This window comes from Paenibacillus campinasensis, from assembly GCF_002272015.1.
GTDB classification, from domain to species: Bacteria; Bacillota; Bacilli; order Paenibacillales; family Paenibacillaceae; genus Paenibacillus_AQ; species Paenibacillus_AQ campinasensis.
Genome location: NZ_NPBY01000047.1, coordinates 31,130 through 54,482, shown reverse-complemented (window position 1 = coordinate 54,482; position 23,353 = coordinate 31,130). Strand labels below are relative to the sequence as shown.

Sequence of the window (23,353 nt, the reverse complement as noted above, 5' to 3'; positions counted from 1 at the left end):
GATCACTCCTTATGTCTCTTGCTTGCTTTCAGCACGCGCTGCACCTCTTCATCCGACGGCGCTCTGCCGCCATACCTGGCCACTTCATATAATTCAATCAATTCAGGGGGCAGCTCCGATTCGGCCTCGCCGCCCGTTCCTTTCCAGTGGTCCAGATCACGTCCGGTTTCTCTCGGGGTTAACGCCGCATTCCAGTGATAGCCTTCCCTGATCTTGCGTGACAATATCCGCCGGTACGTCTGACGCACGGCCGCCGCGTTGTCTGCCGCCGGCTCATCCCTCTGGACGGCAAACCGCCGCCGCAGGCCTTGCAGCAGCTTACGTCCGGCAGGCTCATGCTCGATCTGCTCGATTTCGTCCGCATAGCCAAGCATCTCCTGACCTTCCCGGTGTGAGAAGCGGCGATTCATCCACGCCGAAAGCTTGCGCAGCAGCCGCGGAAGATGCTTGCCCAGCCGGTACAAGGCGAATACCAACGCCGCGATCAGCAGCGCGTATACCAGATAGATCACGATTTGCTCCAGCAACGCCAGCCACGGGGATGGCGAGGGTGTCTCATCGCCAAAAGGCAGCTCCGGCGTCGGCGGAATCACCTCAGGCTCGGGCGGAGGCACCTCGGAAGGCGTAGACTGAAACCATTGAGCGATCCAGGCAGCGAACCTGCGGATCATGTCTCCTACGAACTGCTGCAGTCGCGGAAGAACAACAACGGCCGCTGTAATAAGAAGCAGGATGACAATGAGCGCCCGGTTATGCCGAAGGACGCGGCGCTCCAGCACCGGCGCCCCCTTCCCCGGCAGGGTCTGCTCCAGCACCATTCTCTGATTGAGCACCAGCAGCGTAGCGATCAGCGCCAGCGCGCCGGTCCAGGCCAGCATCGTCCGCAGATCATGCACGGACTCCTGGAAGCTTAGCACGAAGCTTGAACCGCCATGCATCAGCAGACCGGCCAGATAATAGGGACCGGGAAACAATGCATCCCAGCCGTTATGAGCCATCCGGATTCCCCGGTAGCCGGCTGCAAACATCATCGGCCATGTGAACAGCAGCGCCGGACCGATCCCTGTCATGGCGATCGCCAGCACGGATGCCGTAATGCAAGCCCAGAGCCCGGCAGATGCCAGTCGACTGAGCTTCCACACTCGGGTTCCGGAATATCCCAGCACGTAACCTGCGAGAATGAGCGCAGGCCACCCCCAGAGGCTCTCGGCGGATAGCAAATAGTAAGCCGGAATATAGATAAGCGGAAACAACAACAGGATTTCAACCACGGCCTGAAGCAGTACAACAGGATATCCGATGCCTGAACGATTTATTTTCATGCGGATTCCTCCTGGTCCCCGTCAGCCTGCTGATCCAGTATATGAATCGTTACCGTATGGCCCCGGCTCACAAATCGGCTAAGCATCTCTTCCAGTCGCGGGCTGATATACGTGGACAGAATCAGAATGTCCCGCGCCTCTTCCAACCGTTCCAGCTCCGCTGCCAGATAGTCATGAAATGACATTCTGCGTGTTAATTCCAGCCTTGCCAGGGTGCTCAAAATCTGCTCCTGATGATTCTTCCCCCCGGTTACGGGAATCGAAACATGGGTTTCCGGCTCATCTTCAAGCGTCCCGTTCGTGCCAAAACCCGCTTCCATCCCTTGTGACAGCAGATGTACGACGATCCCGGCGGTTAGCCGGATGCCATATTCAATCGGCTCCGGCTTCGTCGCATGCGTCCACATCTGCTCGTGATCCTCCACATTCAAATAGATCAGGACGCGGCCGTCCGCAGTCGTATCTCGCTGATGCACCTGCAGGCTGCCTGCCTTGGCACTGGCCTTCCAGTGAATATCCTTGAGCGGGTCTCCCGAACGGTACGCCCGAACGCCAGACTGCAGGAACGGATCTTCCATAATCCAGCGGCGGACGACAAGATCGCCAATCCAGCTGCGTACAGGCAGCTCCATATTGTGCATATCAATCGGGTTCGGGTATACGGTAAGTTCACCTTCGAGCGCCTGACTCCGCACCATCGATGACAGTCCGAGCAGGTCGCCGGAGGTCATCGTGACCGTGCCAAGCTTGTACACCCCTCTGCGGGCAGCGGTAATCTGGTGGCGGCGGACGATTTTGGTCCAGGGCATCAGGCTGAAGAAGCTTTTGTGATTTTGACTGTGCTGGCCTTCGCTAATATCGAGATTCAGCTGGCTCCCAAACAGCAGCCCGGTCCGGAACCGGGACTCCACTCGAAGCCATGGCACGGGAAGCGCCTTTCGATTCCCAATCGTTTCCATCAGCTCGATTTTGTCGCCTTCGTAACAGGAAGAAACCTGAAAGGAGCGGCTGTAACTCAGCTTGCGAAATGCCGTTTTCCGAAATATAAAGCTTTGGAATCCAATGACAAGCGCTGCGAGCAGCAGCATCCAATATGCATCCATCAGAATCCCTCCTAGGACGATACACCCTCTTCAGCCGGCACCGGAACCTCGCTCAGCATACGGCGAATGATCTCCTCCGCCTTCACACCGCCTCCGCGATTCATCCCGAGCCCTTTAAGCTGAAGACGGTGGGCCCATACAGGCTCCGCAAGCTCCTTAACATCATCAGGGACAACAAAGCTTCTGCCATGCAGCACAGCCTGTACCTGCGCCGCCTTCAGCATCGCCTGGCAACCCCTCGGGCTGACTCCGATCGCAACAGACGCCTCCTGGCGGCTGTATTCCGCCAAAGCGACGATATAAGACAGCATCTCATCGCTGACATGCACGCTGCTGACGATTTCCCTCGCCTTGATGATACTGTCAGAAGACGCCACCGCCTGAAGCTCCTCCAGCGGCTGCCTGTCCTTAAAGCGCTTTAAAATTTGAACGCTTTCCGCGGAAGAAGGATAGCCCATGCTCAGCTTGAACAAAAAGCGGTCCATCTGGGCTTCCGGCAGCGGAAACGTTCCCTGCTGCTCCAGCGGGTTCTGCGTTGCAATGACGAGGAACGGCTCGGCAAGACGATGAGTGACGCCATCGATGCTGATCTGCCGCTCCTCCATGCATTCCAGCAGGCTGGACTGCGTACGGGGCGTTGCCCGGTTGATCTCGTCGGCCAGCAAAATGTTGGTGAACAGCGGGCCGGCGCGGAATTCGAATTCCGATATTTTCTGATTATAAAAATAAATGCCGCTCAAATCCGACGGCAGCAGATCCGGTGTGAACTGCACCCGCGTAAACTGACAGTTCACCGATTTGGCGGCCGCTTTAGCCAGCAGCGTTTTCCCCGTGCCCGGCACATCCTCCAGCAGTACATGCCCTGCGGTGACCATTGCGATAAATAACTTGTCAATCATAGACTCTTTCCCTACGATGACCGTCGATACATTGCTTCGTATTTGTTCGGCTAGCTGACGAACATGATCCAGATTCTCGATCGTAATCCCTCCTCATCCTTTATCATCGGGTTACATCAAAATTCGTCACGCCTCCCCTTAATTCCTGTTTAAGCGCGCAAAAATCAACCGCTTGCAGCTCTGGCACACGAGCCCAGCGAGTAATCTATCGGGATTCCGGCCGGCGCGTGATATCGAAGAAATCGCCCGCAGCTCTCCTACGGGCTCTCCTCCCGAGAGGATGCGTGCAGCTCTTCACTCCCCTCGTCCTCCTGCTCTCTTCCGGTCGCGCGAATATCGACATAGTGCCGCATCTCCGGCGCCTGGCTGTAGAAGGGCTCAAGCATTGACAGCCATTCCGCATAATCGGGGTGGCCTCGAAAGCCGATCAGATGATCCTTGATGCCGGTCCAGCGTACAAAAAACAAATACTCGTCCCTGTTTTCCACACATTTATGCAGTTCATGATCTATGTATCCTTTTTTGGTGATCAGTTTGCCTGAAGCAGCCCGAAAGGCGCTCTCGAATTCACTGGCAAGACCCGGTTTAATATGCAATGTGGCGGTTTGCAGAATCATGATCCATCTCCCCCTGCTTCAGCAGCTGACAGCGCTCGGACTGTACGACTGCCGGTATTTGAATTGATTAGGTCATCCCAGTATATGCTGGTATAATACCTATGAATACCTCAGGTAAGGATGATGACTCAGACATGGCCTTCGGCATATCCAAACAGGAACTGCAGCAGTGGAAGGAGATTGTGGGCCGGGGCGGGATCGCTTTGTTGACTCACTATTGGTTTGATCCGCGCTTTCCGCAATACACCACCGTCACCAAAGTCGGCTGCTCGGATCTGAATCTGCTCACACGCTGGTGTAAAGAGAACGGGCTGGATCCGCGATACATTCACAACAGACAGCCCTACCCGCATTTTGACCTGATCGGTCCGAGACAGGCTGAGCTGCTGCAAAAGTATGCGAACGACCAGCATATCCCGCGCTTCGGACTGACAGAAGTATAATCGATCAACGACCGGACCTCATAAGCGCCCGATCCGCCCTTGAATAATGGCTGGGGCATCCAGCCATACAGCGACGTCCGGAGCGGAGCCGGTGGCCATTCTCGGGGACCGGCTCCATGATGGACGGGCACATCGCTCTCGTTACGCTCTAGCCTTTATGATTCATTTTGTTCAGCGCTTTATGAATCCAGATGGCAGCAATCGCTCCGTCGCCCATCGCTGCCGTCGACAGCTCCGAGTGTACCGCCAGATCCCCTGCGACCCACAGATTGTTCACACTGGTCTGTTTCGAGCGCGGATCCGCCTTCACATGACGGTTGTGCTCCAGCTCCGCCCCAAGCTTGGCCGCAAGATCCGAATGAATTGTATTCCCGCCAAAAGCGATGAACCCCCGCTCCGCAGTTAGGACCTGCTGATCACTCAGCAGCAGGCCGGATATGATTCCATCTTCGCTGCACTGCACCTCAGCTATCGGCTTCTCGATATAGGGGATGCCAAGCTCGGACAGCTTTGTCATCGTTTCCGGATCTGGCTGAACGCCCTCGTGATTCACGTACATGATGTCCTGTGTCCGCTCATGCAGCAGCACCGCCATGGAAGCGCCCGGCTCCCCTGAGCCGATCACAACCGTTTTGCGATTCTGAATCTCATAGCCGTCACAGTCCGGGCACACATATACCGAACGTCCGAGGGTTGGCACTAGACCCGGCAGCTCCGGATAACGATCTGTGACCCCCGTTGCCATCAACAAGGTTTTGGCCTCATAACGGTTCCCGCTTGCGCCTCGAAGCCGGAATCCGCTCTCCATCTTCTCCGCATCCTCAATCGTATCTTGGACGAACTGAACGCCATAGGAGGCCGCATGATCTCGGCCAAGGCGCCGCAGCGTCTCTCCCGCCACCCCGTCAGGCCAGCCCAAAATGTTATGATAGCCTTGGCATAGCGTCGATCTCCCCGTTCCTTTGTCGATCACCAGTACCCGATGCACTGAATAGCGGCCTAATTGAATGGCGGCCTGCAAACCGGCGATCCCGCCGCCGATGATGATGCAATCTTCCATGGCTGTTCCCTCCTGGCTTTGGTTTGTGCTGGCTTGCTGCTCCGGATTCCGGCAGCGCCGCTGCCATTTTACGCATTCCGTATCTGCAATACCAGGCTGCTCTTATGCAAGAGTCCCATTTAATATTTAACCAATCGGCGGGAATTACTCGGTTATAAATCCCGAATTATGATCCATTCATGAAAGAATCGCCTCATATGACAGCACAAAAAAACGGCCCAGGAGATAACTCCTGAACCGTTTGGAAAGCAGCAGCATCCCCCCCCCCCGCTTTCCTCATTCCATTCGTTACAGCAGCAGCTGACCGGCCACTGCCCCTGCCAATACGACCAGCCACGGCGGGCACTTCCAGAACATCAGCATCCCGAACAGCCCTGCCCCAATGACAAATTCAACCGGAGAATGAATCGAGGACGTCCAGATCGGGTGATACAGCGCAGCGAACAGAATGCCGACCACCGCCGCATTCATCCCTGTCAGCATCCCTTGAAGCTTGGCGTTCCGGCGCATGCCGTTCCAGAATGGCAGGGCGCCCACGATCAGCAGAAAACCGGGGAGGAAGATGGCAAGTGTCGCCACAATCCCGCCGGCAATGCCGTTGATCATCATGCCGAGATAGGCCGCAAAGGTGAAGAGCGGCCCAGGTACGGCCTGTGTCGCCCCGTATCCGGTCAGAAACTCCTCCCGGCTCAGCCAGCCGTTGGCCAGCGTTTCGCTTTCCAGCAGAGGCAGAACGACGTGTCCACCCCCGAATACGAGGGAGCCTGCCCGGTAGAAGCTGTCCACAATGGCAATCCATTCATTATTTGTCATGCCGCTTACAATCGGCAGTCCAACCAGCAACACAGCGAATAGCCCGAGGCAGAAGATGGCGGTCCTGCGGCTAATAATGGCAGGCAGGTCAGGTTTCCCCTCTTTCGCCTGCTCTCTTCTGAACAGCCACAGTCCGGCCAAACCTGCGGCCGCAATTGTAATCACTTGAGCAAGCGGACTTTGCCACAGCAGAACAATCGCCATGACGAGAAAGGCAATCCCCGCCCTGACAGGCCCTGTTGCAAGCTTGCCTGCCATGCCGAGCACGGCCTGGGCCACAACGGCCACAGCAACAATCTTCAAGCCTTGAATCCAGCCGGCTGCTCCCGGATCAAACGTATGCATCAGTCCTGCAAAAATCATCAGCACAACGACGGAAGGCAGCGTGAACCCTAGCCAGGCCGCAATGGCTCCCCACATCCCTGCTCTCGTCAGACCTACCCCAATGCCGACCTGACTGCTTGCCGGACCCGGAAGAAACTGAGATAAGGCCACCAGATCGGCATAACTCTCTTCGTCCATCCAGCGTTTTTTCTTGACATAAGTTTGGTGAAAATAACCCAAATGCGCAATCGGTCCACCGAAAGAAGTCAATCCGAGCTTGAGCGCGGTCCAGCCCGCCTCAAATACCGCTCTTCCTTTGCTGATTCGCTCCCCTTGTTCCATTCCTTGCCCGTTGTAATTCGACATCAGCGTAACGCTCCTTTTTCTCTTTTGACAATATACTAGTCCATGAAATCCTCCATTTAGCATATTATAAACAGAAACAACCCATCTACATATTTTTGTTAACGCTATGTAAAATAAATTAGTGCTTTTTATTAACAAACGCCCAGAAGGATGGATCACGCTCTTAACCTACAAAAGACTGCACCTAAACGCGTTGTTAATCCGCGCGGGTGCAGTCTTCCTCGTAGTGTGGCTGTTAACCACCATTCATCCTTTCATCCTGTTCGGCGGGGATCCATATTAATTGTCGCTGACGTAGCCGGGCTTGGCAGCGCCCAGACCGACAACGAGAGACAAGCTCGTGACCACCATCAGCATCATCAACGGCAGGCTCCATCCGGACGTCATATCATGCAGCAGTCCGATCAGCATCGGTCCGACAGCGGCTAACAGATAACCTATGGACTGTGCCATGCCTGACATCGCTGCAGCGCCCTGGGCAGTGCGGGTCCGCAGCGTAAAGAAGATCAGGGACAGGCTGAAGTTGGCGCCGCCTGCAATCCCGACCAGAATCACCCAGAACCAGGTAAGCGAAGTCCATCCGATCAGCAGGCCGCCATACCCGATAAACATCGACACAAGGGACACGGCGAGCAATGTCCGCTGATCCGGGTTTCGCCCGGCCAGAATCGGAATGATGAAGGAGAACGGAATGCTGACAAATTGCATGATCGACAGCATCCAGCCAGCAGTCACCGCCGGAATGCCCTGACTTTGCAAAATTTCCGGCAGCCACGATATGTTGACATAGAACGTAAATGACTGCATGCCCATGAACAGCGTAATACACCAGGCCGTCTTTGAACGAAAAAGCGCTTGCTTGCCGGGGGCATTAGCGACGCTCACCGCTTTGGTTGCTGGCCGATTTCGCCACTGCTGGAACCATAGAACGGCCGCACCAACCGATAGCAGCGACCATATCCCCAGCGAGCCTTGCCATCCGAATCCAAGCTGCACGGCAATCGGGATGCTGACTCCTGATGCCACTGCAGCCATCAGATTGATGGAGGCCGAATAAGCGCCTGTCATCAGGCCGATGCGATGCGGGAAATCCCGCTTCACCAGACTGGGGAGCAGCACATTGCCTGCAGCGATTGCGGAGCCGAGCAGCGCTGTGCCAAGCAGCAGCGTTATCGGGGATGCAATCGATCGCATCCCGATACCGAGTGTCAATACGACCAGGCTGAGGAGCAGTGTAGCCTCCAGGCCCAGCTTGCGCCCAATGGATGGAATGATTGGGGATAATAACGCAAAGGCCAGCAACGGGATGGTCGTCAGCATGCCGGCCATGGTATTGGATATGCCAACACCTTCGCGGATCATGCCGATCAGCGGTCCGACCGACGTTATCGCGGCTCTTAAGTTAATCGCAACGAGAATCATTCCTGCAAACAACAATCCGGTGCTGACCGTATTCGATGATCTTGGGTTGGATTCTCTTGTTGAAGATGAAACCATTTTTGCAAACTCCTCACCAAAAAAATATGTAAAAATTAACTCATCAGATTTTAACATATGACATTAAAAAGGACTACCCCCGCTTTCCGAATCTCAGGAGAGCATCAGGGAAGAGGGTACACCTATTGTACCCAAACGGGGGATGCCGAACCCTATAATAATCGATGGAATCAAAAAGGAGGCAAACCTCCGGGCTAAAGTAAAGCCCAAATGTTCGCCTCCTATAATAACTTCAGTAAGGATACGGCTCCATCTCGCATCGTGTCCAGCGTTATCCCAGCACCATACGATCATCGGAGAGCTTCTGACCGCTGATTTGTTCAAATTCACCCAGCAGCTGCTCCACCGTCAATGTCTGCTTCCGCTCCTCGTTCACATCCAGAATGATACGGCCTTTATCCATCATGATCAGACGGTTTCCTAGACGGATCGCCTGCTCCATGTTGTGGGTAACCATTAAAGTTGTCAGCTTCATATCACGGACAATTTCCTCCGTAATCCGGGTGATCAAATCCGCCCGGGCCGGATCAAGCGCCGCCGTATGTTCATCCAGCAGCAAAATTTGCGGCTTGGTGAACGTCGCCATCAGCAGGCTGAGCGCCTGCCGCTCTCCGCCTGACAGCATGCCAACCTTCGCCCGCAGACGATTTTCCAGCCCGATGCCAAGCCGCTCCAGCTGCTCCCGGAAATGCTTCCGCTTCGCAGCGGTAACGCCGATGCTCAAGCCTCGGGATTGTCCCCGCCGGTAAGCCATTGCTAAATTTTCCTCAATCGTCATTTGCGGTGCTGTTCCAGCCATCGGGTCCTGGAAGACCCGGCCGATCCAGCGGCTGCGGCGAAACTCCGGCAGATGGCCCACCGGGCTGCCGTCAATCCGCACCTCGCCGGCATCCGGCTTCATAACGCCGGAAATGATGTTCATCAATGTCGATTTGCCCGCTCCGTTGCTGCCGATCACTGTAACAAAGTCACCTGGCTTCAGATGAAGGTTAATGTTCATGAGCGCAACCTTCTCATCGACCGTTCCGGGGTTAAACAGCTTGGACACCTGTTTCAGTTCCAGCATTATCGCGTCCCCCCTTCTGTCGTTTGCCCGTGCGTGGCGTTTGTCAGTTCGATCGTTCGCCTTCTCGCTTGTGAGCGCTGCTTAAACGCTTTCCGGATCGTAGGGACCACTAGGGCAATGATGACGATAATGGCTGTGATCAGCTTAAGGTCCGATGCTTCCAGCCATCGAATTTCATATGCTGCCGCAACAACGATTCGGTAAATGATCGAACCGCAAATAACGGCCAGCGTTGTCCGAAATACCGAGCCTGTTCCAAGAATCGCTTCCCCGATAATGACCGATGCCAGGCCGATTACGATCATCCCGATACCGGACCCAATGTCGGCAAAGCTGGATTGCTGGGCCACTACAGCCCCGGAGAGCGCCACCAGACCATTGGAGATACAGAGTCCGAGAATCGTCGTATTGTCCGTGTTCGCCCCGAAGCTGCGAATCATCCGTTTGTTATCTCCTGTAGCCCGAAGAGACAGCCCAAGATCGGTCCGGAAGAAAGCATCCAGCAGCAGCTTGCCGATGATGACAATGATCAGCATGACATAGAGCGGGTCCATCGACCCGAAAATTTTGTCCTGCTGACTGAGTGAAATGTTCGGCTTGCCCATGATTCTCATATTGATGGAATACAGGGCAATCATCATGATGATCCCGGACAGCAGGCCGTTGATCTTCCCTTTCGTATGCAACAGGCCTGTACAGATCCCGGCAAGCGCCCCTCCGGCAAACGCACACAAGGTCGCCAGCCACGGATTGATCCCGCTAGTGATCATGACTGCGGCAATCGCGCCGCCTGTGGTAAAGCTCCCATCGACCGTCAAGTCAGGGAAATCCAAAATTCGAAATGTAATATATACTCCTAACGCCATTAAAGCGTATAACAGTCCCAATTCAATCGGACCATCCAGCCGGCTCAGAAAATCCAGCATGTATTGACCTCCTTCAGCATTAAGCAAGGCGCGGGCTGTTCACTCCGCGCCTTGGCGTTACTCGATGATGTTGTTTTCCGGATCTTTAACTTCCTCTTTCATGGCATCGGTCACTTCAATGCCATAATCAGCCGCAGCCCCAAGGTTCAGGATCAGATCCAGCTTATCCGGTACGGTAATTTCCATCTCGCCCGGATTTTTGCCATCCTTCAAAATTTCAACCGCCATCTGGCCTACTTGATAACCATGATCGTAGTATTTGAAGCCGACAGTCGCGAAGGCTCCCTTCTCCACCGTGTCACGGTCACTGGAGAAGAACGGGATCTGGTTGGCTTTGGCTGTTTCGATAATCGTATCCACACCACTGACAACATTGTTATCAAGGGTAATAAAGAACGCATCTACCTTGCCTACGAGCGATTCAGCGGCCTGCTTTACTTCCGACGTATTCGTGACAGCGGCTTTCACCATTTCAATCCCATGCTCGCTGAGCGCCTCTTCAGCCGTTCTTGCCATCACGACTGCATTCGGTTCGCCTTCATTAATGATCAGACCCACGGTCTTCACATCCGGGAAATGGGAGCTCACAAAGCCCATCAGCTGCTTCGTAGCTTCAGGGTTCGTGTCCGAAGCTCCGGAAATATTGCCGCCAGGCTGCTTCAGGTCATTGACCAGCTTGGAATCAAGCGGATCAGTAACGGCTGCAAACAGAATCGGCTTCTCCTTCACGTTCTCGGCCACAGCTTGCGCGGAAGGCGTTGCAATCGCAATGACGAGATCCGCTTTCGTATTTCCCAGCTTCTGGCCGATGGACAAGTTGTTGCCCGGATCGCCTTGTGCATTGTTATAGTCAATGCTCAATGTGTTGTCTTCTTCGGAAATACCAGCTTCCTTCAGCGCCGCCAGAATCCCCTCTCTTGTCGCGTCTAGCGACGGATGCTCTACATACTGGGAAAAGGCAATGCTGTAGGATGTTGTCTCCGCCTGTTCACCGGAACCGGTGCCCGGCGTTTCGCTCGGCTCTGTATTATTGCTATTGTTGCCGCAGCCTGCCGCGACCAGCAGCAATGCGGACAAGGCCATGGACAGCCACATTTTTCTCTTCAAAAGAATAACCCCTCTCTCTACTTGATAAACCGTTCGTTTCGACTAAAAGCGACAACGCTTCCCCGCTTTTACCGGAAAAAGCATTAAAGTAAAAATAAATATTGTTCCAATTGAACAATTTGAACAACGGTCTATTATGAATATATTATATGCTGCTCCCCCGTTTCGTCAATCCGGATTTCCGGCAAATGATGACAAACTTTCTATACATTTAAATTGACTAAGTGGGCTCAATTCACTACAATTCTATAAGTATACCTAATTTTCAATCCAATGAGTAATTTCCAATATAGAATAGGTGGTAAAAACCATGGCTGAACAATCGTACCATATTCTTCTGTACTATAAATTCGTGCACATCCCCGATCCGGAAGCGTTCAAGGATGAGCATCTTCAATACTGCAAGGAACTCGGGCTTAAAGGCCGTATTCTCGTCGCCTCCGAGGGCATTAACGGCACCGTGTCCGGCACCATCGAGCAGACCGAGCAGTATATGCGCGACATGAAAGCAAACCCGCTGTTTGCTGACATGGTATTTAAAGTCGATCCTTCGGAAGGCCACGCTTTCCGCAAAATGTTCGTCCGTCACCGTCAGGAGCTGGTCACATTCCGTGTGGAGGACGAGCTCGATCCGAACGAAATCAGCGGCAAGCGCTTGGCGCCGAAGGAGTTCTACGAATATTTGCAGCGCGATGACGTCATCGTGCTTGACGGCCGCAATGACTATGAGTATGATATCGGACACTTCCGCAATGCGATTCGTCCGGATGTACAGTCGTTCCGCGAGTTTCCGGAGTGGATTCGGGAAAACCTGAGCGAACACAAGGACAAAACGATCCTCACCTACTGCACGGGCGGCATTCGCTGCGAGAAGCTGACCGGCTTCATGATCAAGGAAGGCTTTCAGGACGTGGCCCAGCTTGACGGGGGCATCGTCACCTACGGCAAGGACCCTGAGGTGCAGGGACGCCTGTTCGACGGGAAATGCTATGTGTTCGACGAGCGGATCTCGGTTCCGATCAACCAGACTGACGAGGATGTCATTGTAGGCAAATGCCATCACTGCGGCAAACCGGAAGACCGCTACATCAACTGTGACAACGATGCCTGCCATCTTCAGCACATCTGCTGCGAGGAGTGCGAAGAGCTGCATCATGCCTGCTGCTCCAAGGAATGCGAGGAGATTGTGTTGGCAGGCCACAACGCCTCCTGATCGGCAGAAGCTAACGGTAACGCCAATATTATGCGAGATACGGACGATCGTTCCGTGTTCTCGCATTTTTTTACTTTATTGGCCATGTGCATAAGAAAAGAAGCCGCAAGCGTCACTAGCTTGACGCACACGGCCCCTCTTCCTCATCTATGACACATTCCTTCCGGAATACTTACATACCGTAGACCGCCAGCTCTTCTTCAATCGCTGCCTTGATCTTCTCGATGCATTCTTCGGTCGATTTACCAAATACACGCTTCCCGTTGACGAGCGCGTAGGGACGCAGCTTGCACAGGCCGCACAGATTCATGCAATCCGCGCGCAGGACTGCGATTTCGGGATACAAGTCCTCCAAATGCTCCAGCTCCAAAGCACTCATCAAGTTGCTGTCGCAGATCTCGACCACGACAATGCCCATCCTGATCACCACAATCCTCTATATAAAAATATGAATTCATTATGGGGAACTTGCGGTGATTTGTCAAATCCGGAAGCCTCGCAGTCCGACTAATGGATCAGCGATTCAGCCCCATCCACATAGATTTCCGAGCCGGTAATATGATCGGAATCATCCGAAGCCAGGAACAGCACCAGTTTCGCAACCTGGGACGGCTGTCCCGGACCGTGGGCGAGCGGCTGATCGCCTTCGGGATACTCAATCGGAACCCGGATCTCCTTCACCTCCGGCTTGATCAACGTATTGGCGCTAATGTTCGTGCTGATGGCGCCCGGACAGATCGCGTTGACACGAATTTTGTAACGGGCGAGCTCGAGCGCAGCCATCTTCATGAAAGCAACCTGCCCCGCCTTGGTTGTGCTGTAGGCAGAGAAGCCAAAGTTGGTGAATACGCGGTTGCCGTTGATCGAGCTGGTGATGATGATGCTCCCGCCTCTTGATTTCAAGTGAGGAATCGCATGCTTGACAGTAAGAAAGGTGCCCCGCAGATTCGTGTTCATGGTGGCATCCCATTCTTCGTCCTCCATCGTCTCGATCGGCGCGATCACGCCGTTAATCCCTGCATTGGCAAACACAATATCGATGACGCCCCATTCTCTGGCAGCCAGCTGCAAGCATTCAGACACCGCGGCTCCATCGGAAATATCGCATTGACCCGTTAACGCCTCGCCGCCCGCCTCCTCGATTAGGCTGCGGACCTTCTGAATGCCTTCAGTTTCCTTGTCGATCAGCAGCACCTTGGCTCCATGCTCTGCCATCAGAAGGGCTGCGGCACGACCGATCCCGGACCCGGCTCCTGTAATGACTGCGACTTTACCATTCAATCGTTTGTGCATCAAGTGCCACCCCCTTCTAAAGTTCGCTTGCTCTGTTTATAACATAACCCGTTCGCTTCCGCTCTGAATCGTGTTCCTGCTGCGATAAGCGAGGAAAAAGAAGCTGCTCTGCAAGTACAGCATGCAGAACAGCTCCTGATGAAGAACGCATCATTCGGTTGGTTAAAATACGACCGGCTTCACACATACCGGCTTGTCCCGGGTAACCGTATGCCCGCTCGGAGCGAGCAATCCGTCATCCGGATTAACAGTGAACAGCACCAGATTGTTGCCATCACGGTTCGCAGCCACCAGAAATTTGCCGCCAGGCATCAAGCTGAAATGCCTTGGATGCCCTCCCCCGGTCGGCATATATTGCAGCGGAGTCAGCTTGCCTGTGTTCTGGTCAACCCGATACACAACGATGCTGTCATGTCCCCGATTGGAGCCATACAGCGTCTTCCCGTCCGTTGATATAGCAATCTCGGCACAGTAGCTCTCGCCTTCATAATCGGGCGGCAATGTGGATACCGTCTCCACCGTTTCCAGACTTCCCTGATCACGGTTGTATCGCAGCACCGTTACAGTGGAGTCAAGCTCATTGATGACATAAGCATAGACCCCGCGCGGATGAAAGGTCAAATGCCGTGGTCCGGCCCCCTGTGCCAGCTGGGTTTCTCCGTGGAAGCTCAGCTTCTTTGCATCGGCATCCACCGTATAAGCCATAATTTTGTCCAAACCGAGGTCCTGCACAAACAGGTACTGCTCATCCGGACTGTAAAAGGCGGAATGTGCCCGCGGCTGCTGTCCGTCCGCGACCTGCACAAGCTCCGCATGACGCTTCTCATCCAGAAGCGGCCCCGGAGTGCCGTCATCCTGGATGGCATGAAGCCCGATCAAGCCGCCATGATAACTCGATACAATTAGAAATTTGCTCTCTGCATCCCGCTGGATATGGCAGGTTGAACTGCTGACACTTTGTACCCGGCTGAGCTCCTGCAGCTTCCCAAGCTCCGGATCGACCGCAAACGTTACAATTTCAGCCGCCTTCTGACCCTGTACCGAAATTTCGCCAATGGCATACAATCGGCGCGCAGAAATATCCACATTCAGAAAAGTCGGATTTTTAATGCCGGATGCCTCGTCCAGCAGCTTTAATTCCCCGCGCTCCTGGTGGAACTGATACACCCCGATCCCCGGGCTGTCCTTCTCGGCATAGGATCCGGTAAACAATAAGGTTTGATGTGAATTTGAAATCGTCATTATGTATCTCCTTTCTCATCCATCCGTGCAATGAGATATGTTAAACCTTTAAATTCCATGTTAACGATAACCCCATCGAAAATCAAATGCTAAGCTGCCTTGCTCCCGTTTATTTTTCGTGGAACCGGGTATGTATACTCTACATCATCCTGAAGGAGGTATGTATGATGAAGCAACCAAGCAGTGATGAAGCCAGAAATCGTCAATATACGGATAATGATTCGCAGGAGCAGCGGGATAAGGTAAATAAGCATCAGGACGTGGAGCCCCAGGCGGAGAACTGGAATCCTCGCGACCTCGAGCCGCAGAAGACCAAGAGTAAAGAAAAGTCCCGCTAAGCTCCCGGCCGACCTCTCTGGCAACCCCTCCTGCAAATACGCATAGGAGAAACAACCGGAGCTGGCTGGAGTGCAGCACAAAAAAGGCAGGTGCTATGGAAATCCATAGACCTGCCTTTGTTATGTTCGCACAAGTTCGATCCTTGCTTACCCTTCCAGCAGCAGCGATTCCGGATCTTCCAGAAGCTGTTTGACGGTGACAAGGAAGCTTACAGCCTCAGCACCATCTACAATCCGGTGGTCATAAGACAAGGCAATGTACATCATCGGACGGTTTTCCATCCGCTCCTCGTCAATGGCAACCGGACGCAGCTGGATTTTGTGCATCCCGAGAATACCGACCTGCGGGGTATTCAGAATTGGTGTCGAGAGCAGCGATCCGAACACGCCGCCGTTCGTAATCGTGAACGTGCCGCCTTGAAGCTCGGACAGCGACAGCGAGTTGTTGCGGGCTTTGCCTGCCAGATTCACGATCTCTTTCTCAATCTCTGCAAAGCCAAGGCGATCCGCATCACGCACGACCGGCACCACAAGACCTTCCTTCGCCGAGACGGCAATACCGATATCATAGAACTTCTTCACAATAATATCTTCGCCGTCGATTTCCGCGTTCAACAGCGGGAATTTCTTCAGCGCGCCCACTACCGCTTTAGTGAAGAAGGACATAAAGCCGAGGTTGACTTCAAACTTCTCTTTGAACGAATCCTTTCTCCGTTTGCGGAGATCCAGAATGGCGCTCATGTCAACTTCGTTAAAGGTAGTAAGCATCGCTGCCGTATGCTGGGCCTCGACCAGACGATTGGCAATCGTCTGACGGCGGCGCGACATTCTGACACGCTCAACAGGCTTGGTGAATTCGGCAGGAGCAGCAGGAGCTGGGGCTGCCGCAGCCGGGGAAGCCGGCTTCGATGCGCTGGCTTCACCCGCTTGATGGTTCTTCACGTCATCATGATAGATGCGACCGATCGGGTCGCGGCCCTGTACCTGTTCCAGATCAATCCCGCGCTCGCGTGCAAGCTTGCGTGCCGAAGGCGAAGCGGTTGTGCCTGAAGCATCTCCGCTGTCCACCGGTGCCGGCGCTGGTGGTTTCACAGCTTCCGCTGCCGGAGCAGCCTCTGACTTCGCCGGAGCTGGCTCCTCTGCCTTCGGAGCCGGAGCCGACTTCGTTACGCCTTCTTGCGCAGCGATTTGTCCAATCACTTCGCCAATGGTGACATTCTCACCTTCCTGACGAAGGATTTTCTCCACAACCCCTTCCGCTTCCGCGCTGATTTCCAGATTGACCTTATCCGTTTCTAACTCGAGCAGCACATCACCGACACTTACAGCATCTCCTTCTTTGACATGCCATTTAAATATCGTTCCTTCGGTGATGGACTCGCCCATAGCTGGTACAGTAATTTCGCTCACAGCCGCTACCTCCCCAATGAGATCTGTTGATTAATGGTTTTTCGATTAAGGGCAAAAGAAATGATCGTCTGTTGCTCGTATGCATGCACATCCTGATAGCCGCTCGCAGGACTGGAGCGCTCCGGACGTCCGTTATAGCGGACTTCGACTCCCTGAGGCGCAATTTCGCGAATTCTCGGCTCCATGAAGAACCATGAACCCATATTCTGAGGCTCTTCCTGAACCCACAGAATTTCCTTCAGATTCGGGAACTTCTGCAGCACGCGGGAAATCTCCTCTTTCGGGAACGGATACAGCTGCTCTACCCGCAGAATATGAAGCCAGGACTGATCTTCATCCTTCTGTTTATCCAGCGCATCCTCCAGATCGATTGCCACTTTCCCGGAGCACAGAATCAGACGCTCTACCTTTTTCGGATTATTGCCAAGTCCCGGCTGCTCCAACACCTTCTGGAAGCCGCCTTCACTGAAGGCATGGACCGGCGATGCCACCCGCGGGTTGCGGATCAAACTTTTCGGTGCCATCAGCACAAGCGGACGAGCGTCCTCTGTATTCGTGATGGCAGCCTGACGGCGAAGCAGGTGGAAATATTGAGCCGCGCTCGACAAATTCGCAACAACCCAGTTATCCTCGCCGCTCAGCTGCAGGAAACGCTCCAATCTCGCACTGGAGTGCTCCGGGCCATTACCTTCATAGCCGTGAGGGAGCAGCATGACCAGGCTCGATTTCTGTCTCCACTTCGAACGTCCCGCAGAGATGAACTGGTCAATGATAACCTGGGCGCAGTTGACGAAGTCGCCGTACTGGGCTTCCCAAATGACCAAGGTCTCCGGTGAGTACACATTGTAGCCATACTCGAATCCGAGAACCGCCTCTTCCGTCAGCGGGCTGTTGTGAATGGCAAACGATGCCTTCGCCTGCGGCAGACGGTGCAGCGGGCAGAAGGTGCTGCCGTTCACCGAATCATGAAGCACCAGATTCCGGTGCGCGAAGGTCGCGCGCTCCGCGTCCTGGCCCGTAATCCGGATCGGCTTGCCTTCGGACAGGATGGTGGCGAAAGCCAGCGTTTCCGCATGCCCCCAGTCCACCTTCTCGCCTTCATTCAGGGCGCCGCTGCGCCGTTCCAGAATCCGCTTCAGCTTCGGATACACCGTGAAGCCTTCCGGCCATTTCAGCAGCTCACGGTTGATTCCGCGCAAGCTTTCAGCCGAGATGTTCGTGGCTGGCTCCGGACGGCTCTTGCCGTCGCTGGCGTTCAGTTCGAGCAGAGCGGAATCCGAGAGCTCCTTCGACTTCACATTGTCGTATGCATCCTTCAGTACTTGAACAACCTGGTCCTTTAGCTGATCCACTTCTTCCTGGCTCAGCGCCTGCTCATTCACCAGTTTCTTCATATAAATGGTGCTGACCGTCGGATGAGTTTTCACTTTCTGATAGATCAGCGGCTGTGTCGTTTCCGGATCATCGGTTTCGTTGTGACCGTACTTGCGGTAGCCGACGAGATCGATCAGAATGCTCTTCTTGAATTTATTGCGATATTCACTTGCCAGTCGCGCAACGGCAATGCAAGCCTCCGGATCATCCGCATTCACATGAATGATCGGAATCTCGTACCCTTTAGCCAAGTCGCTGGCATAGTGGGTAGAACGGGAATCCTTGCCTTCCGTTGTAAATCCGATCCGGTTATTCACGATGATGTGAATTGCTCCCCCGGTCCGGTAGCCTGGCAGCTTGTTAAAGTTCAACGTCTCGGCAACAACGCCTTCGCCAGGGAAGGCCGAATCGCCGTGAATCTGGATGCTTGCCGCCTTGTTGACATCCTGCTTCGGATATCCCGGCTGGCTCCGATCCTCTTGCGCCGCCCGGGCGAAGCCTTCTACGACCGGATTAACATATTCCAGGTGGCTCGGGTTGTTCGCAAGCGTAATGCGGACATCATGCCCTTCGCCCTTCTTCAGGAAACGGTCTGCGCCAAGATGGTATTTCACATCGCCGGTCCAGCCATAGTTGATGCCCATCGAGCCTTCCGACGGCACCAGATGTTTGTTCGGCGAATGCATGAATTCGGAGAAAATTTTGCGATAGTCCTTGCCCAGCACGTGAGCCAGCACATTCAGACGTCCGCGGTGAGCCATGCCGATCAAGATCGAATCCACATCCACCTCGGCCAGTTCACGCACAATCTCATCCAGCAGCGGAACAAGCGCTTCATTCCCCTCGACGGAGAAACGCTTGGCCCCTACGAAGGTCCGGTGCAAAAATTCTTCAAACTGCTCGGCTTCAAGCAGCTTCTTCAGCAGATCCCTGCGCTCTTCCGCAGACAGACTGACCGGGAACCGCCCGGACTCCACCTGATGGTTAAGCCAGTTTCTCTCTTCTTCATCATGGATATGACTGAATTCATATGCGATGGTGCCCGTATATAATTTCAGCAGCCGCTGAACAGCTTCCCAGCCGTTCTTCACATCCCCAGGCGCATTCTCCCACACAATCTCCGCGGGCAGAGCAGCCAAGTCTGCTTGGCTGAGCTGATAAGTTTCCGGTTGAAGCAATCGGGTGTCGGCTTCTTCGCCGATGCCGATCGGATCGATATCCGCGGCAAGATGGCCGTAGGTTCTAATATTCCATACCAGTTTTCCTGCATCCACACTCTTCTTCAGCAAGTTGCGGTCAAGAGGGGCTACTTGTCCCTGCGAATCCGCTTTCTTTTCATTGTTTTCCAAAAATGGAGGCGGTCCCCAGCTAGCAAACAGCTCGCGGTATCCAGGCTCCACTTCATCAGGGTTCTGTAAATATTTCTCGTATTGGTCTTGAATGTACCCCAAGTTCGGACCGTGATATTTCTGCCAGGGCCCTTCTGCCATTCTGTCAAGGGTCTTCATCGCTGACTCCCTCCGTCAGATTATTTTGATAGTACTTGGACGGAATTTCTTTATTAAAATTTAAACGTTTTCTTTACACTCCCATTATAATACACAACCGCATCAGACCGAAAATAACCTTTTTATATAATATTGATCTCGGAAACAGATGGATTTGCGACAAAATATTGACGATTTCGCCTTTCTTCAACATAACTTTTGTATGAGTTTCCATTTCATTCTATTTCCTGAGAAATACCGGGTAATTCAAACCAGTCCAATTGCCTGAGCGGCTCGGGACCGCTGTCCATGCCGAGCAGCTGCAGCAGCTGTTTCGCATTGTCGGAGGCATCGCCGCCGGAATTGTTGTTGAAAATCATCCAGCACTGCCGCACATGCTTAAGCAGCTTGAGCACGTGATTCCGCCACTCTCTAAGCTCTTCATCATTGTAGCGGTACAGGTACCGCACCTCGCGCCAGTTCTCCTGCCCGCCGGAATTCCACCCGTTCATATTGCGGCCGTGTAAACGAATCATCACCGCATCCTCACGGGTCGGCTCAAGGACAGTCGGCACGGAGCCGGATCCTGCCTGCGGCTCGTCCACGATGCTGTGAATCCAGCCCTCGTCCTGCATGAATGCCAGCGTCTTCTCGCGCATCCCCGGCTCAAACCAGCTTTGATGCCGGAATTCAAGCGCCAGCGGAGCGTCGCCCATCCATTCCCGGGTCCGCTTCAATATTTCAACATGCTTCCGCTCGCATTGAAACCATGGCGGATACTGGAAAAGGACAGCTCGCAGCTTCCCCTTCTCCCTCAGCACCTCCACCGATTGCTTAAACGCATCAAACATCGCCTTTGTGTTCGGGTAATAACTTTTCCCCTTGCCCCGGTCATGTCCGGTCATCCCTTGAAAAGCCTTCACAATAAATCCGAAGCCTTCCGGCGTCTGATCACACCATTTGCCCATCTGCTCCGGTGAGGGAATAGCGTAGAACGAATTGTCCATCTCCACTACCGGAAAATGCCGCGCGTACATCCCCAGCCTATCGCCGGCCTTCGCGCCTTCATCGTAAAGCTTGTCATGATCGCCCCAGCCGGACAACCCGATATGTACACGCTGCGCAAGTTCTTCACTCGACATAAGCACTCACTCCATCTGTTCCATAACGGCCAGCGTTTCTATAGAGACGCTACCTCATACTTACCCTGATGTCCCAACTTCAATCTATATCCTACCAGACTTTGAAGCCCAAATAAAACCGCGCCTCAACGGCGCGGTTATTCAGCGGCAATCCATCAATTATTTCGTTCATGGTGTCATAAATAGGACATGCCCCTGAATACAATGGGAACAAACAGTGGTCGTACAAGCCTTCGCAGTCTTCGTAATAATAAATGATACGGCAGGTGGATAACGATGAGTTTATTTTTAAGCTACATGCTTCTTGGACTGTCCCTCTCGGCCCCAATCGGCCCGATTAATGCGGCTCAGCTCGACAAAGGAATCAAACGCGGCTTCTGGCATGCGTGGATGTTCGGTATCGGTGCGGTGACGGCGGACATCCTGTACATGGCCATGGTGTATCTCGGCGTTGTCCATTTTCTTGAGACACCGTTCATGCAGACGTTTCTGTGGCTCTTTGGCGCATTTGTACTCATCTATACAGGCATAGAGAGCATCCTGAACTCCAGGACCGTCTCCATCAGCGAGGCCAAGGGGGAAGAGTCGCTGTGGAAATCGGTTGTATCCGGCTTCCTCATGTCCATCTCTAATCCGATGACGATTCTGTTCTGGCTTGGCATTTATGGTTCTGTCCTGGTCAAAACCGCTGCCGACCACGGAACGGGCGATCTGATGCTCTACAGCCTGGCGGTCATTCTCGGTGTCATTGTTTGGGACTTCTTCATGGCAACGCTGTCCAGCACCTTCCGCAAGTTTCTGAGCGACGGCGCGCTTGCCCTGATCTCCATTCTGTCCGGACTATCCCTCGTCGGCTTCGGCATCTACTTTGGAATTCGGGCTGTGTTTGCCCTGTTTGGATAACCCGCTTCATGGCACTCATCTGACCGGCTTCGGCCGCAGCCTGGAGTCATTGCCATGCTCCTTCTGGCGCTTCTCGGCTTTCCGCCAGATGTACTGCATGATGAGCACCACGATCAAGATGACTGCAGCAAATGCCAGACTGATCCAGAGCCCCGGTCGGCTGGTGTGATGGAAGGCGGTGCCTGCAACGGCCAGCACGATGAGCAGCATTCCTGTATAGCGTTTGATCTGACCCCAGACAGACAGCTTCAGTATTCTTCCGGCGGAGATCAGAATAAACAACCAGTTGTACAGCAGCATCAGCCCTGCGCCGGTCGTCAAAAACTCATAGATTTTCCCCGGCATAATGAGCGACAGAACAATCGATACGATCAGTCCTCCAGCGGTCAATCCAAGCGCGAACACCGGAGTTTTGCGTTTGAATTTCTTTTTGGCGAACAGCTTCGGCGCATCCTTGTCCTCGGACAGCGTCACGAGCATGGTCGTCACCGCATACAGCGACGCTACCATGGTGGAGAAGCCGGCCACGATGAGCACCGCATTAAAGATATGAGGGATGAACGGAAGATCGTACGAGCTTAACGCGACCACAAACGGACTTTTCTCCGGTGAAAATTGACGCCATGACACCATCATCAGCGACAGTCCAAGCGAGATCACATACACAATCGAGAGCAGCAGAATCATGACCCGGCCCGATTTCGGCGCTTCCTTCGGATCTTTAAGCCGGATGGCCATCACCCCCATCACCTCGATGCCGCCAAAAGCATAGAAAGCAAAGATGAGGGAGGACCACAGGCCCAGCGCGCCCGTCGGAAACCATTCTCCTGCCGTCGCAGGCACCTTCGGCTGTGTGCCGCCGCTTAGCCAGCCCATCAGAGCCGCAGCGGCAATGACGAGGAACATCACAATCGCCGCCACTTTAATGACAGCAAGCACGTTCTCCAGCCGGTCGAAGCCCTTGTTCCCGATCCAAATGACCAACAATCCGAGGACGGCATAGCCGGCCGCAAATATCCACATCGGAACAGCAGGAAACCAGAAGCGCGAGAAGATCGCGAGCGCCGTCATCTGGCTGCCCATAATCAGCACTTCCGAGCACCAGTACATCCAGCCCGACGAGAAGCCTGCCCAGCGGCCGTAGGCTTTTTTGGCATAGGAACGAAACGATCCTTCACGCGGGTCTTCGGCTGTCATGCGTGCCAGCACGTCAAAAACAATGAACGTAGCGATTGCCGCGAGCACAAACGAGATCAGCACGGCCGGTCCGCCCAGCCGAATCCCCAGACTGGAGCCGAGAAAATAACCGGTTCCAATCGTCGAGGCGACCCCCAGCAGCGCCAGCTGCCACCAGGTCAGCGTATTTTCAGTTCGTTTACGATGTTTAGTATGTTCCACGTTCTGTCCT

The 23,353-nt window shown here is 54.0% G+C and carries 21 protein-coding genes; 4 read left to right on the top strand and 17 right to left on the bottom strand.

Annotated features, from left to right (window positions below):
- Positions 1-2: 2 nt before the first annotated feature.
- The 4 genes from CHH67_RS16140 to CHH67_RS16125 form a co-directional block, all read right to left on the bottom strand.
- Positions 3-1,322: a DUF4129 domain-containing protein gene (locus CHH67_RS16140; RefSeq protein ID WP_095266234.1), complete on the bottom strand. Its 1,320-nt coding sequence runs from the start codon at positions 1,320-1,322 to the stop codon at positions 3-5.
- Complete coding sequence (locus CHH67_RS16135) at positions 1,319-2,425, bottom strand: DUF58 domain-containing protein (protein WP_095266233.1); 1,107 nt, start codon at positions 2,423-2,425, stop codon at positions 1,319-1,321. Before CHH67_RS16135 ends, CHH67_RS16140 begins: the two co-directional genes overlap by 4 nt.
- 11 nt (positions 2,426-2,436) lie before the next feature.
- Positions 2,437-3,405 (bottom strand): AAA family ATPase, encoded by a 969-nt coding sequence (locus CHH67_RS16130; protein WP_425320448.1) that lies wholly within the window; start codon positions 3,403-3,405, stop codon positions 2,437-2,439.
- A gap of 176 nt (positions 3,406-3,581) precedes the next feature.
- A complete protein-coding gene (locus CHH67_RS16125) occupies positions 3,582-3,941 on the bottom strand; it encodes an antibiotic biosynthesis monooxygenase family protein (protein WP_095266231.1) in 360 nt (119 codons plus the stop codon).
- Between the two features lie 134 nt (positions 3,942-4,075).
- On the opposite strand from CHH67_RS16125, the gene CHH67_RS16120 reads away from it, so the two are divergent.
- Positions 4,076-4,384: a hypothetical protein gene (locus tag CHH67_RS16120; protein ID WP_095266230.1), complete on the top strand. Its 309-nt coding sequence runs from the start codon at positions 4,076-4,078 to the stop codon at positions 4,382-4,384.
- A 148-nt stretch (positions 4,385-4,532) separates the two neighbouring features.
- On the opposite strand, the gene CHH67_RS16115 is transcribed toward CHH67_RS16120, so the two are convergent.
- The 6 genes from CHH67_RS16115 to CHH67_RS16090 form a co-directional block, all read right to left on the bottom strand.
- The gene (locus CHH67_RS16115) at positions 4,533-5,444 is read right to left on the bottom strand and encodes an NAD(P)/FAD-dependent oxidoreductase (RefSeq protein ID WP_095266229.1); all 912 of its coding nucleotides are present in this window, start codon (positions 5,442-5,444) and stop codon (positions 4,533-4,535) included.
- A gap of 288 nt (positions 5,445-5,732) precedes the next feature.
- The gene (locus tag CHH67_RS16110) at positions 5,733-6,947 is read right to left on the bottom strand and encodes a chromate transporter (RefSeq protein WP_095266228.1); all 1,215 of its coding nucleotides are present in this window, start codon (positions 6,945-6,947) and stop codon (positions 5,733-5,735) included.
- A 279-nt stretch (positions 6,948-7,226) separates the two neighbouring features.
- Positions 7,227-8,444, bottom strand: a complete 1,218-nt coding sequence (locus tag CHH67_RS16105) for a CynX/NimT family MFS transporter (RefSeq protein ID WP_095266227.1) — start codon at positions 8,442-8,444, stop codon at positions 7,227-7,229.
- Between the two features lie 271 nt (positions 8,445-8,715).
- Positions 8,716-9,510, bottom strand: a complete 795-nt coding sequence (locus CHH67_RS16100) for an ABC transporter ATP-binding protein (protein ID WP_095266226.1) — start codon at positions 9,508-9,510, stop codon at positions 8,716-8,718.
- Positions 9,510-10,436 carry an ABC transporter permease gene (locus tag CHH67_RS16095; protein WP_095266225.1) on the bottom strand — a complete coding sequence of 309 codons (927 nt, stop codon included), beginning with the start codon at positions 10,434-10,436 and terminating at the stop codon, positions 9,510-9,512. Before CHH67_RS16095 ends, CHH67_RS16100 begins: the two co-directional genes overlap by 1 nt.
- Before the next feature lie 57 nt (positions 10,437-10,493).
- Positions 10,494-11,543: an ABC transporter substrate-binding protein gene (locus CHH67_RS16090; protein WP_095266224.1), complete on the bottom strand. Its 1,050-nt coding sequence runs from the start codon at positions 11,541-11,543 to the stop codon at positions 10,494-10,496.
- A 310-nt stretch (positions 11,544-11,853) separates the two neighbouring features.
- Here CHH67_RS16090 and trhO point away from each other — a divergent pair, with 310 nt between their 5' ends.
- Positions 11,854-12,756, top strand: a complete 903-nt coding sequence (gene trhO / locus CHH67_RS16085; RefSeq protein WP_095266223.1) for an oxygen-dependent tRNA uridine(34) hydroxylase TrhO — start codon at positions 11,854-11,856, stop codon at positions 12,754-12,756.
- Positions 12,757-12,928: 172 nt separating this feature from the next.
- Here the strand turns inward: trhO and CHH67_RS16080 are convergent, their stop codons facing one another.
- From CHH67_RS16080 to CHH67_RS16070, 3 genes are all read right to left on the bottom strand, one after another.
- Positions 12,929-13,174 carry a YuzB family protein gene (locus CHH67_RS16080; protein WP_095266222.1) on the bottom strand — a complete coding sequence of 82 codons (246 nt, stop codon included), beginning with the start codon at positions 13,172-13,174 and terminating at the stop codon, positions 12,929-12,931.
- Between the two features lie 89 nt (positions 13,175-13,263).
- Positions 13,264-14,049 (bottom strand): SDR family oxidoreductase, encoded by a 786-nt coding sequence (locus tag CHH67_RS16075; protein WP_095266221.1) that lies wholly within the window; start codon positions 14,047-14,049, stop codon positions 13,264-13,266.
- 162 nt (positions 14,050-14,211) lie between these two features.
- Positions 14,212-15,291 (bottom strand): lactonase family protein, encoded by a 1,080-nt coding sequence (locus tag CHH67_RS16070; RefSeq protein ID WP_095266220.1) that lies wholly within the window; start codon positions 15,289-15,291, stop codon positions 14,212-14,214.
- A gap of 164 nt (positions 15,292-15,455) precedes the next feature.
- Between CHH67_RS16070 and CHH67_RS26235 the strand changes: the two genes are divergently transcribed.
- The gene (locus CHH67_RS26235) at positions 15,456-15,629 is read left to right on the top strand and encodes a hypothetical protein (RefSeq protein WP_179292146.1); all 174 of its coding nucleotides are present in this window, start codon (positions 15,456-15,458) and stop codon (positions 15,627-15,629) included.
- Between the two features lie 147 nt (positions 15,630-15,776).
- On the opposite strand, the gene odhB is transcribed toward CHH67_RS26235, so the two are convergent.
- From odhB to CHH67_RS16055, 3 genes are all read right to left on the bottom strand, one after another.
- Positions 15,777-17,039: a 2-oxoglutarate dehydrogenase complex dihydrolipoyllysine-residue succinyltransferase gene (gene odhB / locus CHH67_RS16065; protein ID WP_095266219.1), complete on the bottom strand. Its 1,263-nt coding sequence runs from the start codon at positions 17,037-17,039 to the stop codon at positions 15,777-15,779.
- Between the two features lie 5 nt (positions 17,040-17,044).
- Positions 17,045-19,921 (bottom strand): 2-oxoglutarate dehydrogenase E1 component, encoded by a 2,877-nt coding sequence (locus CHH67_RS16060; RefSeq protein WP_095266218.1) that lies wholly within the window; start codon positions 19,919-19,921, stop codon positions 17,045-17,047.
- 215 nt (positions 19,922-20,136) lie between these two features.
- On the bottom strand, positions 20,137-21,042 hold the full coding sequence (locus CHH67_RS16055) for a DUF72 domain-containing protein (RefSeq protein WP_095266217.1): 906 nt from the start codon (positions 21,040-21,042) through the stop codon (positions 20,137-20,139).
- A 276-nt stretch (positions 21,043-21,318) separates the two neighbouring features.
- Here CHH67_RS16055 and CHH67_RS16050 point away from each other — a divergent pair, with 276 nt between their 5' ends.
- Positions 21,319-21,945 (top strand): LysE family transporter, encoded by a 627-nt coding sequence (locus tag CHH67_RS16050; RefSeq protein WP_095266216.1) that lies wholly within the window; start codon positions 21,319-21,321, stop codon positions 21,943-21,945.
- Positions 21,946-21,960: 15 nt separating this feature from the next.
- Here CHH67_RS16050 and CHH67_RS16045 read toward each other — a convergent pair whose 3' ends face one another.
- Positions 21,961-23,343, bottom strand: coding sequence for an amino acid permease (locus tag CHH67_RS16045; RefSeq protein WP_095266215.1), 1,383 nt, complete (start codon positions 23,341-23,343; stop codon positions 21,961-21,963).
- Positions 23,344-23,353: the final 10 nt, after the last annotated feature.